The 15793-nt window shown below is 66.0% G+C and carries 11 protein-coding genes; 7 read left to right on the forward strand and 4 right to left on the reverse strand.

What is annotated here, in order from left to right; genetic code table 11:
- Positions 1 to 50: 50 nt before the first annotated feature.
- The gene (locus tag AC3A6F_RS11080; protein ID WP_487680619.1) at positions 51 to 1628 is read right to left on the reverse strand and encodes an aldehyde dehydrogenase (NADP(+)); all 1578 of its coding nucleotides are present in this window, start codon (positions 1626 to 1628) and stop codon (positions 51 to 53) included.
- 206 nt (positions 1629 to 1834) lie between these two features.
- Between AC3A6F_RS11080 and AC3A6F_RS11085 the strand changes: the two genes are divergently transcribed.
- The 6 genes from AC3A6F_RS11085 to AC3A6F_RS11110 are packed head-to-tail and all read left to right on the forward strand — an operon-like array spanning position 1835 to position 12749.
- Positions 1835 to 4021, forward strand: coding sequence for a WD40/YVTN/BNR-like repeat-containing protein (locus tag AC3A6F_RS11085; protein ID WP_487680621.1), 2187 nt, complete (start codon positions 1835 to 1837; stop codon positions 4019 to 4021).
- A complete protein-coding gene (locus tag AC3A6F_RS11090) occupies positions 4018 to 6312 on the forward strand; it encodes a glycoside hydrolase family 95 protein (protein WP_487680623.1) in 2295 nt (764 codons plus the stop codon). The genes AC3A6F_RS11085 and AC3A6F_RS11090 overlap by 4 nt, the downstream gene beginning before the upstream one ends.
- Before the next feature lie 32 nt (positions 6313 to 6344).
- Positions 6345 to 8030, forward strand: a complete 1686-nt coding sequence (locus AC3A6F_RS11095) for a GH35 family beta-galactosidase (protein WP_487680625.1) — start codon at positions 6345 to 6347, stop codon at positions 8028 to 8030.
- Positions 8031 to 8061: 31 nt separating this feature from the next.
- Positions 8062 to 10938, forward strand: coding sequence for a glycoside hydrolase family 31 protein (locus AC3A6F_RS11100; RefSeq protein ID WP_487680627.1), 2877 nt, complete (start codon positions 8062 to 8064; stop codon positions 10936 to 10938).
- Positions 10939 to 10985: 47 nt separating this feature from the next.
- Positions 10986 to 12071, forward strand: coding sequence for an SGNH/GDSL hydrolase family protein (locus tag AC3A6F_RS11105; RefSeq protein ID WP_487680629.1), 1086 nt, complete (start codon positions 10986 to 10988; stop codon positions 12069 to 12071).
- A 42-nt stretch (positions 12072 to 12113) separates the two neighbouring features.
- Entirely contained in the window at positions 12114 to 12749 is a 636-nt protein-coding gene (locus tag AC3A6F_RS11110) for a class I SAM-dependent rRNA methyltransferase (RefSeq protein WP_487680631.1), read from the forward strand.
- A gap of 7 nt (positions 12750 to 12756) precedes the next feature.
- Here AC3A6F_RS11110 and AC3A6F_RS11115 read toward each other — a convergent pair whose 3' ends face one another.
- Positions 12757 to 12957, reverse strand: a complete 201-nt coding sequence (locus AC3A6F_RS11115; RefSeq protein WP_123072150.1) for a hypothetical protein — start codon at positions 12955 to 12957, stop codon at positions 12757 to 12759.
- Between the two features lie 203 nt (positions 12958 to 13160).
- Between AC3A6F_RS11115 and AC3A6F_RS11120 the strand changes: the two genes are divergently transcribed.
- Positions 13161 to 13913: a hypothetical protein gene (locus AC3A6F_RS11120; RefSeq protein ID WP_487680633.1), complete on the forward strand. Its 753-nt coding sequence runs from the start codon at positions 13161 to 13163 to the stop codon at positions 13911 to 13913.
- Between the two features lie 4 nt (positions 13914 to 13917).
- On the opposite strand, the gene AC3A6F_RS11125 is transcribed toward AC3A6F_RS11120, so the two are convergent.
- Together AC3A6F_RS11125 and AC3A6F_RS11130 are read right to left on the reverse strand one after the other, a co-directional pair.
- Entirely contained in the window at positions 13918 to 15501 is a 1584-nt protein-coding gene (locus AC3A6F_RS11125) for a GH39 family glycosyl hydrolase (RefSeq protein ID WP_487680635.1), read from the reverse strand.
- Between the two features lie 3 nt (positions 15502 to 15504).
- Positions 15505 to 15792: a hypothetical protein gene (locus AC3A6F_RS11130; protein ID WP_487680637.1), complete on the reverse strand. Its 288-nt coding sequence runs from the start codon at positions 15790 to 15792 to the stop codon at positions 15505 to 15507.
- Between the last annotated feature and the right edge of the window lies 1 nt (position 15793).

Raw genomic sequence — 15793 nt, forward strand, 5'->3', positions numbered from 1 at the left:
ACGACGGCCGGGCGTCAACGATTGACGAGACGTCTTTGATCCAACCTTGATCACGCCAGCTTCACTTCACCATCCACCAGGCGCACGATCCCGAGCGGATTACCGTCCTTGAGCGCCTCAGGCAGCAGGCCGGCCGGCACGTCCTGGTAGCACACCGGACGCAGGAAGCGCTCGATCGCAGTCGCGCCGACCGAGGTGCTGCGTGCATCCGAGGTCGCCGGGAACGGCCCGCCGTGCACCATCGCATACGACACCTCGACGCCGGTCGGGAAACCGTTGAACAGGATGCGGCCCACCTTGCGCTCCAGCAGTGGCAGCAGCGCGCCGGCCAGCGCGTGGTCGCTGTCGACGGCGTGCACGGTGGCGGTCAGCTGGCCTTCCAGGTGGCGGGTCACGGCCAGAATCTCGTCTTCAGTGCGGCAGGCGATCAGCAGGGACACCGGTCCGAAGATCTCTTCTTCCAGCGCCGGGTTGGCAAGGAAGGTCGCGGCATCGCACTGGTAGAGGGCGGCGCGCGCGGCGCAGCCGGGGCCTTCCTGGCTGCCGTTGGCCACCAGCTGCACGCCGGCGACCCCCGTGCGTTTTCCGATGGCGTTGTCATACGCTTGATGGATGCCGGCGCTGAGCATGGTGCCGGCCGGCTTGAGCTGCAGCGCGGCAGCGGCGGCGTCGCGGAAGGCGTCCAGCTGCGGGCCGGCCAGGCCGATCACCAGGCCCGGGTTGGTGCAGAACTGGCCGACGCCCATGGTCAGCGAATCGACGAAGGCGCCGGCCAGCTTGGCGCCGCCCGCTTCAAGCGCGCCCGGCAGCAGGTAGACCGGGTTGATGCTGCTCATTTCGGCATACACGGGAATCGGTTCCTTGCGCTTGGCCGCGATCTGGGCCAGCGCCAGGCCGCCGCCGCGCGAACCGGTGAAACCGACGGCGCGGATCGCCGGGTGGCTCACCAGGTCGCCGCCGATCTGATTGCCTTCGCCGATCAGGAGCGAGAACACGCCTTCCGGCATGCCGCATTCGAGCGCCGCCTGCAGTACGGCCTTGCCGACCAGCTCCGAGGTGCCGAGGTGGGCGTTGTGGGCCTTGACCACGACCGGGCAACCGGCGGCCAGCGCCGAGGCGGTGTCGCCGCCGGCCACCGAGAACGCGAGCGGGAAGTTACTGGCGCCGAAGACGGCGACCGCGCCGAGCGGGATCTTGCGCATGCGCAGATCGGAGCGCGGCGGCGTGCGCTCGGGCAGGGCAGAATCCAGGGTCGCACCCAGGAAGTGGCCGTCGCGGATCACCTTGGCGAACAGGCGCAGCTGGTTCACGGTGCGGCCACGTTCGCCCTCGAGGCGGGCCGCCGGCAAGCCACTTTCCTGTCCGGCGCGTTCGATCAGCAGCGGACCCAGGTCGAGGATGCGCTGGGCGATCGTCTCCAGGAAGCGTGCACGCTGTTCCAGGGGCAGGGCGCGATAGGGCTCGACGGCGGCATCGGCCAGTTCGCAGGCGCGGGCCAGGTCGGCGGGGGTCGCCAGGCCGAATTCGGGTTCGAGGTCCTGCTTGCTTGCGGGATTGTAGGCGCGCACGGCGCCGGCGCTGCCGCGCAGGATCTGGTGGCCGATGATCATTTCGCCGCTGATATTCATGGTGGATCTCCTAGTTTAAATTGATGGGGGAGGCTTGAAAGCCGTCGATGTCGTACGCAATCAGACGCTGTTGCGGGATCGGCGATAAAACATTCAGCCTGAATGATAACGTTTTCTGTTAGCGCGAACATTTTTGTTGCAACCGCCATCTGTATTGATTAGCATGGTTGCAAGCAAGCCAATAATAAATACAGGCAGGAGACAAGATGCGTACCACGACCGCCCGTCGACCCTGCATGGGTTGGCGCAGGGTCTTGGGCGTGGTTGCGGCCGTGTGCGTCGCCGCCACGGCCACGGCCGCCCCCGTCGTCCCGAACGGCGCCAGCTATGTCTGGGACAGCGTCGCCATCGGCGGCGGTGGCTTCGTGACTGCGATCGTGCCCAGCCGCAGCGAGCCGGGCGTTGCCTACGCCCGCACCGACGTCGGCGGCGCCTATCTGTGGCGGGCGAAAGAAGGTCGCTGGACGCCGCTGCTCGACTGGGTGGGCGAGGACCAGACGGGCTTCCTGGGCATCGACGCGCTGGCGATCGACCCCGACAACGCCGCCAGGGTGTGGCTGCTGGCCGGCATCGCCTACCTGAACGGCGGACGCACCGCCATCCTGCGCTCGAACGATTACGGCAAGACCTTCGACGTGGTCGACGTCAGCAGCCAGTTCAAGACCCACGGCAACGGCTTCGGACGTCAGGGCGGCGAACGGCTGGCCGTCGATCCGGGGGCTAGCAAGCGCCTCTATCTGGGCTCGCGCCGCGACGGCCTGTTCGAGAGCGCCGACTTTGGTAGCACCTGGGAGCGCAACCTTGCGCTGGCGGTGACGACCACGCCCAACGACGTGGGCCTGAACATCGTGCTGCCGGATCCCGCCAGCGTGAAAAACGGTCGGGCGCAGCGGCTGTTCGTCGGCGTCTCGCGCTTCGGCAGCGTCGGTCCTAACCTGTATCGCAGCGACAACGCCGGAGCGACCTTCGTGCCCGTGGCGGGCAGCCCGACCGGGCTCATGCCGCAACGCGCTGCCTTCGACGGCGCCGGCAAGCTGTATATCACCTATGCCAACGGCGCCGGCCCGCACCCGGACAAGAGCGGCAGCGAGCCGATCGACCGTGGGCAGGTGTGGCAATACGAGATCGCCAGCGGCGCCTGGCGCAACGTGACGCCGGTAGGATCGAACCGGCCGTTCGCCGGGATCAGTGTCGACCCGAAAAATCCCAGGCGCCTGGTGGTCTCCACCATCAATACCTTCATCGCCCAGGGCGATGCGCGCGGCGACCGCATCTTCGTGTCGAACGATGCCGGCGCCAACTGGGTCGACGTGATCGCGCGCGGCTTCCAGCGCGACGCGGCGGGCGTGCCGTGGCTCGAGGGTCACGCGATCCACTGGGCCGGGTCGGTTCAATTCGATCCGCTCGATTCGCGCGCGGTGTGGGTCACTTCCGGCAACGGGGTGTTCCGAACGCCGGATATCGACGCCACGCCCGCCACCTGGACGTTTACCGTGAGAGGCCTGGAAGAGACGGTGCCGCTCGGCCTGGTCAGCATGCCGGGCGCGCCGCTGGTCTCGGCCATCGGCGACTACGACGGCTTCCTGCACGACGATCCAACGCGCCCGGGGCGCATCCACCGGCCGGAGATCGGCACCACCACCGGGCTCGATGCCGCCGCCCGCCGCCCTGGCAGCATGGTGCGGGTGGGCGATGCGATGCTCGTCACGCGTGACGGCGGTTTCACCTGGACGCAGACCGCGGCGATGCAGGGCAAGCGCGGGAGGATCGCGATGTCGAGCGATGGCGCGACCCTTGTCCATACTCCGCAGGGCTCATTGACCGTGTACCGGTCGGGTGACGAAGGCGCCAGCTGGACGCAAGTGGCGGGCCTGGCGGGCCGCGACCTGCGCGCCGTCGCCGATCCAGTCAACCCGAAGGTGTTCTATGCCTACGACGGTAAGGCCCTGATGGCAAGCAGTGACGGCGGCGCCAGCTTTGCACAGCGCGCCAGCCTGCTACCAGGCGGGTCCACATTGATCCGCGCACTGCCAGGCCGCGAGGGAGATTTGTGGGTGGCGCTCAAGGACGGCGGCCTGGTGCGCTCGCTCGATGGCGGCGCCAGCTTCGCGCCGCTGGCCGGCGTCGGCTACTGCGGCGCGGTCGGTTTCGGCAAGGCGGCCCCGGGCAAGCTCGAGCCGACCCTGTACATCTGGGGCAGCATCAAGGGCGTGCGCGGCATCCACCGCTCGCTCGACCTGGGGCGCAGCTGGCAGCGCATCAACGACGACGCCCACCAGTACGGTGGTCCTGGCGACGGGCACTTCATCGTCGGCGACATGAACCGGTTCGGCGTGGTCTATATGAGCACCGCCGGCCGCGGCATCGTCTATGGAAAGCCTGGCCCGACATGACGATCTTCTCCAGTTTGCGCCTCCTGCTCGGCGTCTGTGCCTTCGCGCTGGCGGCGAGCAGCAGCGCCGCGCCCGAGATGGTGCTGCGCTACGACCGGCCGGCCCAGGACAACGACCAGGGCTGGGAGAAAGAGGCGCTCCCGATCGGCAATGGCCGCATCGGCGCCATGGTTTTCGGGCAGCCTGGCCGCGAACACCTGCAGTTCAACGACATCACGCTATGGACCGGCGACGACCGGAACATGGGCGCCTTCCAGCCCTTCGGCGACCTGCTGGTCGAGCTGCCCGGCCACGAGAACGGCGCAACCGACTACCGCCGCACGCTCGACCTCGAACGCGGCGTGCACACCGTCACTTACACGCATGGTGGCGTGCGTTACCGGCGCGAAGCCTGGGCGAGTTACCCGGCCCAGGTGATCGTGCTGCGCCTGACTGCCGACCGGCCCGGCCGCTATACCGGCGCCGTGTCCCTGACCGACCGTCACGGCGCCCACCTCGCTGTCGCGAACGGCCGCCTGTATGCCTCGGGCACGCTGGCCGGCTTCGGGCTGCCCGACCAGGCGCCGAGCGGCAACGTGATGTCTTACGCGAGCCAGGTGCAGGTGCTCAGTGATGGCGGCAAGCTGGTCGCCGACGGCACGCGCATCGCCTTCGCCGGCGCCGATGGACTGACCCTGATCCTGGGCGCCGGCACCAGTTATGTGCTCGACGCCGCGCGCAACTTCGACGGCGGGCATCCGTTGGTGCGCGTGACCGCGCAGGTCGACAAGGCCGCGGCGCGTGCTTCAGGCGCGCTGCGCACGGAGCATGAAGAAGACTTCCAGCGCCTGCTAAAACGTGTGGCGATCGACCTGGGCGAGACACCGGCCGCGCGCCGCGCGCTGCCCACCGATGCGCGCCTGCTGGCCTACACGAAGGCAGGCGGCGATCCGGAACTGGAGGCCCAGTACTTCCAGTACGGCCGCTACCTGCTGGCCTCCAGTTCGCGCGGCTCGCTCCCGGCCAATCTGCAGGGCCTGTGGAACAACAGCCTCACGCCGCCGTGGAATTCGGATTACCACACCAACATCAACATCCAGATGAATTACTGGCCCGCCGAGGTGACCAACCTCGGTGAGCTGGCGCTGCCATTCTTCGATTTCGTGAACGGCGTGGCCCCGGTGTGGCGGCGCACGACGGCCGAGGAATTCCGCCGCGCCGACGGCCAGCCGGTGCGCGGCTGGACCCTGCGTACCGAGTCCAATCCCTTCGGCGCCATGGGCTACCTATGGAACAAGACCGGCAACGCCTGGTATGCCCAGCACTTCTGGGAGCACTACGCCTTCAGCCGCGACGAGCGCTTCCTGCGCGAGGTGGCCTATCCGATGATGAAGGAAGCCAGCGCCTTCTGGCAGGATTATCTGAAAGAGCTGCCGGATGGACGCCTGGTCGCGCCGCAGGGCTGGTCGCCGGAACACGGGCCGGTCGAGGATGGCATCGCTTACGACCAGCAGATCGTGTGGGACCTGTTCAACAACACGGTGGAGGCGGCCGGCATCCTGCATGTCGATCCGGAACTGCGCGCGACGTTGACCGCCATGCGCGATCGGCTGGCCGGGCCGCGCATCGGCAGCTGGGGCCAACTGCTCGAATGGATGGAAGAAAAAAAGGACCCCGTGCTCGACACGCCGCAAGACACCCACCGTCATGTGTCGCACCTGTTCGCGCTGTTCCCCGGACGCCAGATCGATGCCGTGCGCACGCCGGAACTGGCCGGCGCCGCGCGGCGCACCCTGGAAGCGCGCGGCGACGCCGGTACCGGCTGGTCGATGGCCTGGAAGATGGCGTTCTGGGCCAGGCTGCACGACGGCGACCGCGCCCACCGCATGCTGCGCGGCCTGCTGGCGGCGCCGGGTGCGCGTGCGGCCGAACAGACGGGCATCTTTTCGGAGCATAACAACGCCGGCGGCACCTATCCGAACCTGCTCGACGCCCATCCGCCATTCCAGATCGACGGCAATTTCGGCGCCACCGCGGCGATCGCCGAAATGCTGCTGCAATCGCAGGGTGGCGAACTGCACTTGCTGCCGGCGCTGCCGTCGACCTGGGCGCGCGGCTCGGTGAAGGGATTGCGTGCGCGTGGTGGCTATGAGGTGGACCTGCGCTGGGCTGATGGCCGCTTGCAGGCCGCCACCGTGCGCGCGGTGGCCGGGAACGGCGGTCCCGTCAAGGTACGTTATGGCGCAAAGCTTATCGAGATCGACCTGGCGAAAGACCAGAGCCGCAGCCTGGGCGCGTCGCAGTTCCGCTAACGACAAGAACGACAACCAAGGAGACGAACAGCATGACCCTGAACCAGATTGCCCGCCGTTTGGCACCGACGCTCGCGCCGCTATGCCTGCTGCTGGCCAGTGCCGACGCAGCGGCCGCCGACCCCGAGCTGCCGCGCCTCGTCCAAAAGGATGGCCGGCACGCCCTGATGGTGGACGGCGCGCCGTTCCTGATGCTGGCGGGCCAGGCCCACAACTCCAGCAATTATCCGGGCGCCTTGCCCAAGGTCTGGGCGGCGCTGAAGGATGCGCACGCCAATACCCTCGAGATGCCGATCGCCTGGGAGCAAGTGGAACCGAAGGAAGGAGAATTCGACTTCAGCTTCCTCGACGCCCTCGTTTCGCAAGCGCGTGAAAACGATATCAGACTCGTCGTCGTCTGGTTCGGGACCTGGAAAAACACGGGGCCAGGCTACCTGCCGGAGTGGGTCAAGTTCGATAATCAGCGCTTCCCGCGCATGAAGGACAAGGACGGCAAGACGGTCTACAGCCATTCGCCGTTCGGCGAACAGACCCTGGCGCTCGATCGCCGCGCCTTCGTGAAAATGATGGAGCACATCAGGAAGATCGACAGCGGCCACCGCACCGTGATCATGGTGCAGGTCGAGAACGAGGTGGGCACCTATGGCGTCCCGCGCGACCACGGCGAACGCGCCGAGGCAGCCTTCCGCCAGCCGGTGCCGGCCGCGGTGCTGGCGCGCCAGAAGCCGAAGGTGGCCGGCGTGAGCCAGGGCAGCTGGCGCCAGGTGTATGGCGACTACGCCGACCAGTACTTCCATTCCTGGGCCATCGCCAGCTATATCGAGTCGATCGCCAGTGCGGGGCGCGCGGTGTACGACCTGCCGATGTTCGTCAACGCCGCCCTGCGCGAGCCTTCGCTCGACGGCAAGCCGGCCGCGCCGTGGAAATCGAACTTCGCCAGCGGCGGACCGACCTGGGATGTGATGGACATCTACAAGGCCGCCGCACCGCACATCGACCTGGCGGCGCCCGACATCTATATGCCGGAATCGAACAAGGTGACGGCGGTGCTCAAATCCTACCAGCGGCCCGACAACGCGCTGATGGTGCCGGAGATGGGCAATGCGGCGGGCTATGCGCGCTATGTGTACCAGATCCTCGGCATGGGCGCCCTGGGCGTGGCGCCGTTCGGACTCGACTACTTCGAGTACAGCAATTACCCGCTGGGCTCCAAGTACACCGATCGCCGCATGATCGAGCCTTTCGCCACCGTTTATGGCGTGTTCGCGCCGATGCAGCGCCAGTGGGCGCGCTGGGCCTTCGAGGGGCGCACTCAGGGCGTGGCCGAGGGCGACAACCGCGCACCGCAGACGGTGGGTCTGAAGGGTTGGAAGGCGACCGTGTCGTTCCGCGAATTCCAGTTCGGCGAGCGCCAGTACCTGAAGGACAAGGGCGAGTACAAGGAAGGCACCGAGAAGCCGGGCGGCGGCGTAGCCATCGCCCAGGTCGGCGAGAGCGAGTTCGTGCTCGTCGGCCAGCAAGCGCGGGTGAAGTTCGCGGGCGAGGGCCCGAATGCAGGCAAGCCTTCGCTGCTGGCGCGGGTGGAGGAGGGCCGTTTCGACGCCAATGGCCGCTGGGTCATGGAGCGCAACTGGAACGGCGACCAGACCGACTATGGCCTGAACCTGCCGGCGACGCCGGTGGTGCTGAAGGTCAGGCTCGGGACGTACCAGGAATAACAACGATTATTACAGGAGATCGACAATGCGTATGCGTATGAGACAGACCCAGCTGGCAGCCGCGGCGCTGTTCCTCACCTCCGGGCTCCAGGCCCATGCAGGCACTTTCCAGCAGACTGCCACCGGCATCGAGGTCAGGCCCGACACCGGCGCCAAGGTGGTGCGCCTGAACCTCATGAGCGACAATATCATCCAGGTGGTGAAGCTCGCCCAGGACAACAAGACGCTCACGCCCTCGCTCATGACGGTGGCGGCGCCCTGCGCCGACAAGTGCGCGTTCACGGTCACGCCTGCGACAGACAATGTCCAGCTCAAGGCGGGCAAGATCGCGGCCACCGTCTCCCTGAAAGACGGCCAGGTCCAGTTCTTCGACGCCGCCGGCAAGCGCTTCCTGGCGCAGGCGTCCGAGTCGATGCAGCCGGTCGACGTCGGCGGCAAGCCCTTCTTGGCGATCAAGCAGGGCTTCAACCACGGCACGAAAGACGCCTATTATGGCCTGGGCCAGCACCAGAACAACCAGATGAACTATAACGGCGAAGACGTGCTGCTGGCCCAGCACAATATGATCGCCGCCGTGCCCTTCGTGGTGTCGGACAAGGGCTATGGCCTCCTGTGGGACAACAACTCGATCTCGCGCTTCGGCGACGCCACGCCCTACGACCATATGTCGCGCGACCTGGTCTTGCGCAGCCCGGACGGCAAGCAGGCCGGCCTGACCGCGCATTACTACGTCGACGGCAAGCTGGCGCTGACGCGCCAGGAAAAGGACATCGACTACCAATACCTGAAGGACGTGGACGAGAACTGGCCCAAGGAGCTGAAACCTGCCAAGGACCTCAAGAACGTGCGGGTGGTGTGGGAAGGCACGATGAGCAGCGACAAGCCGGGCGTGCACAAGATGCAGCTGTACTCGTCGGACTACGCCAAGCTGACGGTGGACGGCAAGGAAGTGATGGACGTGTGGCGCATGGGCTGGAATCCGTGGTACCACAACTTCGAAGTCAAATTCGACAGGAACAAACCGGTCAAGCTGCACCTCGAGTGGAAGCCGTCGGGCGGCATGGTGGCCATCACCCACAACAACCCGCTGCCGAGCGCGGAGCGCCATTCGCTGACCATGTCGTCCGAAATCGCCGAGGCGATCAACTACCACGTGATCAGCGCCGACAGCATGGACGGCGCCATCGCCGGCTACCGCCACCTGACCGGCCAGGCGCCGATGATGCCCAAGTGGGCCTATGGTTTCTGGCAGTCGCGCCAGCGCTACGAGACCCAGCAGCAGCTGCTCGACGCCCTGGGCGAATACCGCAAGCGCGGCTGGCCGCTCGATAACATCGTGCAGGACTGGTTCTACTGGCCCGAGGATGGCTGGGGTTCGCACGACTTCGACAAGACCCGATTCCCGGATCCGAAAGGCCTGGTCGACGCTGTCCACAAGCAGAATGCGCGCATCATGCTGTCGGTGTGGGGCAAGTTCTACGCCAATACCGACAACTACAAGGAGTTCGCATCGAAGGGCCATATGTGGACCAAGAACGTCGAGAACGGCTCGCGCGACTGGGTCGGCAAGGGTTACCTCAACAGCCACTACGATCCGTACACCAAGGAAGCGCGCGACATCTATTACCGCCAGCTCAAGACCAAGCTGGTCGACCTGGGCTTCGACGCCTGGTGGATGGACAATACCGAGCCGGACGTGCTGTCCAACAGCCGCCTGGAAGACTTCAAGGAGCTGATCGGGCCGACCGTCTACGGCGCTGGCGAAATCACCTTCAACCCCTACAGCCTGGTGAGCACGGGCGCCATGATCGATGGCCTCAAGCGCGACCAGCCGAACAAGCGCCAGTTCATCCTGTCGCGCTCGGGCTTCGCCGGCATCCAGAGGAATGCCGTGGCGGTGTGGAGCGGCGACACGGTCGGACGCTGGAACAATCTGTATGACCAGATCGCGTCTGGCACCAATATGTCGATGTCGGGCGTTCCGAACTGGACCCACGACATCGGCGGCTATGCCCAGGAAGTGCGGTTCCAGACTGGCGACGTCGGCTCGGCCCAGGAAAACCGCGCCACCAGCCGCGCCAAGGCCAATCCGGAAGACATGGAAGAGTGGCGCGAACTGAACCACCGCTGGTTCCAGTTCGGCGCCTTCACGCCGCTGTTCCGTTCGCACGGTGAGGTGGTCAAGCGCGAGATCTATAACATCGCCGCCGGCGACGACGCGATGCGCGACAATATGGTGTGGTGGCTGAAGCTGCGCTATCGCCTGATGCCATATATTTACACCGTCGCCTCGGACACCCACTACCGCTCGGGCACCATGATGCGCGGCCTGGCGATGGACTTCCCGAACGACGACAAGGCCAAGAACGTCAAGGACCAGTATATGTTCGGCCCGTCGTTCCTGGTGGCGCCGGTGCACGAGTACAAGGCGCGCCAGCGCCAGGTCTACCTGCCGGCCGGCGCCGACTGGTACGACTTCCACACCGGCGAGCGCCACCAGGGCGGTGCGACCCGCACCATCGCCGCGCCGCGCGAGCGCATGCCGCTGTTCGTCAAGGCCGGCTCGGTGATCACGGCCGGCCCGGTGACCCAGTACGTCGACGAGAAGCCGGATGCGCCGGTGACGGTGTTCGTGTACGCCGGAGCGAATGGCGTGGCGACCCTGTACGAGGACGACGGCGTCTCGAACGCCTATCAGCGCGGTGAAGCCAGCCGCATCCCGATCAGCTACGACGACAAGGCCGGCGTCGTGCAGATCGGCGAGCGCGCCGGGCGCTACCAGGGCATGGTCGAGAAGCGCGAGTTCCGCGTGCGCCTGATCAAGCCGGGCATGTCGACCGCGGCCGATATGGATGCGTCGGACAAGTCGGTGGTGTATGACGGCAAACCGGTAAGCATCAAGCTGTAATTACCCGCCGGGCACGTGCGCGTGCCCGGCATTTTCGATTGAAACCCATGAACATCTTTCCCTTCGCCGCAAGCCTGGCCCTGGCCGGGTTGCTGGCGCTGGCGCCGGCCCATGCGTTTGACGCGGTGGCGCCGGACCACCAGCACCTGCAGTACACGGGCCGCATCGACTTCAGCGACCGGCGTGCACCGGTATTGAGTTGGCCCGGCACGTCGGTGGCCGCTACCTTCACCGGCACCTCGCTGTCCATCGTCCTCGACGACCAGCACGGCAAGAACTACTACAACGTCTTCCTCGATGGCGACACCGGGCGGCCGGTCATCCTGCAGCTCGACAAGGGCAAGAAGACCTACCTGGTGGCCAACGGGCTCGAGCCCGGCGCGCATCGGCTCCTGCTGACCAAGCGTACCGAGGGCGAGGAGGGCGCCACTGTCTTCCTCGGCCTGGAGCTGGACGATAAAGCGTCATTGCGGGCGCCGCCGGCCAGGCCGGGACGGCGGATCGAGTTCTTCGGCGATTCCATCACCAGCGGCATGGGCAACGAAGCGCCTGGCGATGGCGAGGACCATCACGGCAAGGACAAGAACAACTACCGCTCATACGCCGCGATCGCCGCCCGCCAGCTCGGCGCCGAAGCGCATTTCACCTCGCAGGGCGGGATCGGCATCATGATCAGCTGGTTTCCGTTCACGATGCCGGACTTCTACGACCAGCTGAGCGCCGTCGGCGACAACGACAGCCGCTGGGACTTTTCGCGCTGGACGCCGGACGTGGTGGTGGTGAACCTGATGCAGAACGACAGCTGGCTGATCGGGCGCGACCGCAAGCTGCAGCCCGAACCAAATGAGGCGCAGCGGATCGCGGCCTACCAGGCCTTCGTCGCGCGCGTCCGGGCCCTGTACCCGAAGGCCTATATCGTGTGCGCGCTCGGCAGCATGGATGCGACGAAGGCCGGTTCGCCCTGGCCAGGGTATGTCGAGACCGCGGTCGAGAATCTGCGGACGGCCGGTGACGCGCGCATCGACACGCTGTTCTTCCCGTTCACCGGCTACGGCAAGCACCCGCGTGTGGCGCAGCACCAGGCGAACGCGGACTTGCTGACCACATTCGTGCGGCAAAAAATGGGGTGGTAGGGGAGTGCGGTATCATGCCGCCCTTAGTCAAGAAAGCCGCACATGCTCATCATCACCATCAAGCAGGGCAAGGAACAGGCTATCCTTGCCGGCGACCCCTGGATCTACCAGTCCGCCATCGAAAAAGTCGAGGGCAAGCCGCACGAACGCAACAAGATCGGCATAACCGCCCTCGTGCAGTCGTCGTCGCGCCGCTTCCTGGCGCGCGCCGCCTACAACGGCAAGTCGCAGATCGCGGCCCGCGTCTGGACCTTGCGCGAGGATGAAGCGATCGACCATGCGCTCATCAAGCGCCGCGTGCAGGCCGCCATCGGGCGTCGCGCCGACACCTGGCGCGCGGTCGGACCGGATGCGCTGATCCAGCTGATCGATGGGGAAAAGGATGGCTTGCCCGGCCTGGTGGTGCAGGGCTACGGCGGCCCGGACGGCTACCTGGTCTGCCAGTTCAATGCCGGCGGCGTCGACCTGTGGAAGGTGCCGGTGGTGCAGGCGCTGCTGGCGGCCACCGGCTGCCCGAACGTCTACGAACGCTGCGATGCGCTGGTGCGCAAGGCGGAAGGACTGCCGTTCACGCCGGGCGCCCTGGCCGGCGAGGAACCGCCGCAGCGCCTGACCGTGCGTACGCGCGAGAAGCTGGCGCCGATGGATATCCGCACCGGCTTCACCTACCCGCGCTGAGCGGTTCTCAGGCCAGTGCTTCCTTCGCTGCCTCTTCAGGCGTGAGCGAATCGTAGAACTGGTCGGTGAACCATTCGATCTCCTCCTCGATATGATCCTGGGCCTCCTTGACGGTGGCGCCGCCGGCGACCAGGAAACCTTCCACTTCGATGCACCACTGGATGAACGCCAATGTTTCTTCGTCCAGTTCTTCTTCCTTCTTTGCCATATCGTTTCCCGTATTGTTGCGTGACCAGTAAGCGCTGGATCGATGCGACCAGCGTTGCACGATTCTAACGTAGTCGGATGGCGAGGCCAATGCTTCGCGACCACGACGTGCTAACCGGCGCCTGGCTTGTTATAGATATAAGATGCTGCCCGCTCTGCGCGTAATGATGGTCCCTCTATCGAAGCAGATTAAGGGAGGTCGCGATGAAATTGCTCTTGGCTCGTGTAGTTCTCGCCGGCTCGATCCTCGTGCTGACAGGTTGCGCAGCATTCGATTGGTGGCCGCAGTCGACGGCGAAAACGGACGTAAAGACACGGCAGTCTGCGGATGATGCCGCCGGCGGTCCAGCGATATATCCGCGTAGTCCTGATGGCGGGTCGACCGTAACCGCCAGCTCGACCGACACTTCCGCCGCTGCCCTGGCGACAGCGCCGGCTCCGACGCCGGCGCTGTCGCCGGACGCTGCGGCCGGTCTCGATAGCGCGACCATGGTCGACATGCTCGGCATGGCCTGGCAGGGCCTCAAGTGGCCGCAGCCGGTCGACCCGGCCATCTCGAAATACCTCGGCGGTTTCGGCGTGGTGGTCGACATGTTGCAAAGAGGCTTCGATGCCCGGGCGGCGCGCGAGGCGCATGCCGGCGTCGCGCGGCTACGCGACGCCATGGGGCCGGGAGAGACCAAGATCGTTCATATCAGGCAGGGAGCGGACGGCCGGGTGCAGGTTGTCGAAGTCCCCGGCCGTTTCGCGCCCATCCAGAAGATCCCGGGCGAGAAGGTCATCGAGTCAGAGATCGTCACGCCCGAGGTCGTCGTCCAGCGTGATGGCAGTGTGATGCAGATATTCACCTCGAGAAGCGCGCTCACGCAAAAGGCGCGGGCGAGCTATGACCAGGAATGGCCGGCGTTCTATAAACGCTCCGATGCGGCGATCGCCGCCATCCTGGCGCGAGGCTGACCCATCATTTTGCCGGGGCGAACTGGAGTAGATAGACGTCGTTTTCGCGCAGCGGCAGGCTGGTGGCCAGCCGTCTGTCAGCGCCGACGGTGACCGTCTTTTGTTGCGACGGCTTGCCGGTGGCCTGCGCCTTGAGCGTCGCGACCTGCTGCCGGGTCAGCTGTTTCGGCGAGCCCATGCCGATATAGGCGGTGAAGGCGTCGTTCTGCTTGTAGCCGACCTGCGACACGGTCATCGCGTAGGCGCCCGGTTTCAGGCCCCGCAGCGCCACCGCGACCTGGCCCTTGGGCTTCGGCGGCAAGTCCTTGATGTAGAACTGCTGGTTGTTGACCTTGTCAGGCAGGGTATGGGTCACGTCCCACAGCAGGACCTGGGCATTGCCCTTGTCGTCGAGCGTCGCCCAGGAATCCTTGTCCGCATTCTTGAGCTCCGTGTGGCCGAGGTAGTTCAGGAACTGGTAGGCGAAATAGGCCGGTTTCTTGATGCCCTGCGTGTTCATCAGGCCGAAGCCGCCGTGGAAGGCTTCGAAGCGCGGACCGGGTTCTTCGAAGATATCGGTAAACACCCAGTACGACATCGACTGCACCGCGCCGCTGCCTTGCTTGAGCTTCTTGAGGATGTAGGCGGCCTGGTGGTAGCTGTCGTGGGTCGGATCGGCCGGGGTGTACGACGAACTCCACTCGGTGTAGTGCAGCTCGAGCTTCGGCATGCTGGAGGCGGCGATCTCCTTGCGGTTCCTGAGCACGTCACTGGCCACCGCCATGTCGACGCGGCTCAGGATCGTTCCGGTGGTGCCGAACTCGTCCAGGAAGCCCTGGCTCACGCCGTAGGAGTGGGTGCTGACGAAGTCCAGCGGCACCTGGTTCTTGTCGGCATAGGCGATCATCTCGGGAATCCAGGCCGCGCCGGCGGTGGCCGGCCCGCCGACCCGGTAGGACGGGTCGACCCGTTTGACCGCGCGCGCCGCGTGAGCGTACAAGCGAAAGTACTCGTCCTGGGTGCCGGCCCAGAAGCCGTCCAGGTTCGGCTCGTTCCACACCTCGAAGTACCAGCTCGCGACCTCGTCGCGGCCATAGCGTTCGGTCCAGTGCCGCGTGAGGGCTTCGATCAGGCGCTCCCACTGGCCGTAGTCGCGCGGCGGCGTGACGTTGCCGCGCCACCAGAAGATGGTCTTGGTGCCGCTGGCCATGGCATTGGGCATGAAACCCAGCTCCACGAAGGGCTTGATGCCGATCGAGAGCAGGTAGTCGAACAGCGCATCGATGTACTGGAAGTTGTACTGTTCCTTGCCCTGGGCGTCGATCTTGTACACGCCCATGTCGTCGGTCAGGAGGCCATGGAAGCGGATGTAGCGAAAGCCGGCGTCGCGCCGGATCTCGGCCAGTTGCTGTTGCCAATCGGCGCGCAAGCCCTCGTTGGCGCGCCCGGCGCCGATCGACAGGTTGAACATCCGGTCGAGCTTGCCCTGGACTTGCGTGACGTCGACGTCGATGTTGCGATGCTGCGCGAACGCAGTGAATGGCAGCGCGGTGAAAGGAACGATAAGCGCCGCGGCCAGCAAGGCCTTGACGAATGGCTGGTGTCTCATTGATCAACTTTCTCGTGGTGAGCCTGGTGAAGCACCAGCATAGGGTGCGCCAGGGCCCATGGCGTGCGCCATGCGCAGGCGCCGGCGGTCGTCGAGCACCCGCACGCTGGAGGCGCCGCCGGCCGAGGCATCGACACCCGGACGGACACGCCAGGCCGCCTGGCCCTCTCCCGGGCCGCTCAAGAGCGCGACTTCGAGGAAGCTGCGCCGGTAGCAGGCAAGTCCCAGCACCAGGCTGGTCGCCAGCAGCGCCAGGAAGGCCAGCAGCGCCCGGCGTTGGAAGGCGTGCATG

The organism is Massilia sp. Soil_C_3 (assembly GCF_057657035.1).

Coding starts and splice junctions, on each gene's coding strand:
- AC3A6F_RS11080 (WP_487680619.1), bottom strand. CDS start 1,628: ATGAATATCAGCGGCGAAATGATCATCGGCCACCAGATCCTGCGCGGC.
- AC3A6F_RS11085 (WP_487680621.1), top strand. CDS start 1,835: ATGCGTACCACGACCGCCCGTCGACCCTGCATGGGTTGGCGCAGGGTC.
- AC3A6F_RS11090 (WP_487680623.1), top strand. CDS start 4,018: ATGACGATCTTCTCCAGTTTGCGCCTCCTGCTCGGCGTCTGTGCCTTC.
- AC3A6F_RS11095 (WP_487680625.1), top strand. CDS start 6,345: ATGACCCTGAACCAGATTGCCCGCCGTTTGGCACCGACGCTCGCGCCG.
- AC3A6F_RS11100 (WP_487680627.1), top strand. CDS start 8,062: ATGCGTATGAGACAGACCCAGCTGGCAGCCGCGGCGCTGTTCCTCACC.
- AC3A6F_RS11105 (WP_487680629.1), top strand. CDS start 10,986: ATGAACATCTTTCCCTTCGCCGCAAGCCTGGCCCTGGCCGGGTTGCTG.
- AC3A6F_RS11110 (WP_487680631.1), top strand. CDS start 12,114: ATGCTCATCATCACCATCAAGCAGGGCAAGGAACAGGCTATCCTTGCC.
- AC3A6F_RS11115 (WP_123072150.1), bottom strand. CDS start 12,957: ATGGCAAAGAAGGAAGAAGAACTGGACGAAGAAACATTGGCGTTCATC.
- AC3A6F_RS11120 (WP_487680633.1), top strand. CDS start 13,161: ATGAAATTGCTCTTGGCTCGTGTAGTTCTCGCCGGCTCGATCCTCGTG.
- AC3A6F_RS11125 (WP_487680635.1), bottom strand. CDS start 15,501: ATGAGACACCAGCCATTCGTCAAGGCCTTGCTGGCCGCGGCGCTTATC.
- AC3A6F_RS11130 (WP_487680637.1), bottom strand. CDS start 15,792: ATGCACGCCTTCCAACGCCGGGCGCTGCTGGCCTTCCTGGCGCTGCTG.